The sequence below is a fragment of the Mycobacterium sp. P7213 genome, from assembly GCF_900604305.1.
In the GTDB taxonomy this organism is placed as follows: Bacteria; Actinomycetota; Actinomycetes; order Mycobacteriales; family Mycobacteriaceae; genus Mycobacterium.
Window position 1 is genome coordinate 1 of sequence record NZ_UWOA01000125.1, and the last position, 581, is coordinate 581.

2 protein-coding genes are annotated in these 581 nt (G+C 68.6%); one reads left to right on the forward strand and one right to left on the reverse strand.

Features of this window, described 5'->3' with window-relative positions:
• Positions 1–203 (reverse strand): recombinase family protein (locus EJK91_RS21515; RefSeq protein WP_164518077.1); only part of this gene is annotated, 203 nt, incomplete at its 3' end.
• 28 nt (positions 204–231) lie between these two features.
• Here EJK91_RS21515 and EJK91_RS23235 point away from each other — a divergent pair.
• On the forward strand, positions 232–471 hold the full coding sequence (locus EJK91_RS23235; protein WP_164518078.1) for a hypothetical protein: 240 nt from the start codon (positions 232–234) through the stop codon (positions 469–471).
• The last annotated feature ends 110 nt before the right edge of the window (positions 472–581 follow it).

A 581-nucleotide genomic window follows, 5' to 3' on the forward strand; every position in this document is an offset into this window, starting at 1 on the left:
CCGGCTGCCATTGTGGCCAGCAGGGCCTCGAAACCGGGACGCGGCTTGCCAGATGTCGCTGACCGGTCGTTGTCGGTGAACGTCTCGGTGACGGTCCAGCCCAGCGTGTCGGCCAGGGCGCGGCAATCGTCTAGCTGACGCTGAACGCCGAGTGATTCCCCGGCGCGGTCGACCGAGATTCGGGTGTAGACAGCAGCTCTCATGGGTGTAGTGTACTTGCCAGGTTCGCTGATGTTTTCGGCAGAGGCAGCGCAGGTTGGCCGGGTGGGTGGCGCCATGCGGGTGGGCTACGGCGTGGTCGATGTCGCAGTAGTTGGCGGGCYGGTCGCAGCCGGGGAAGCGGCAGGTGAGGTCGCGGGCGCGGATGAAGGCGGCCAACGCGGTGGAGGGCCGGTAGTGCGGTTCGGCTGGCAGGTCGGCGGGGTTGCGCAGCGGTGTGGTGGTGGCGCCGTTGGTGATGAGCTGGGCTAGTAGTGGGGCGGGCACGGTGCCGCCGCCGATGAGGTGTCCGGAGCGTGGCGGTTGTGTGCGCGGGGGGGGCGCTGTCTCTTATACACCTCCCCGAGCCCACGAGACCTCTG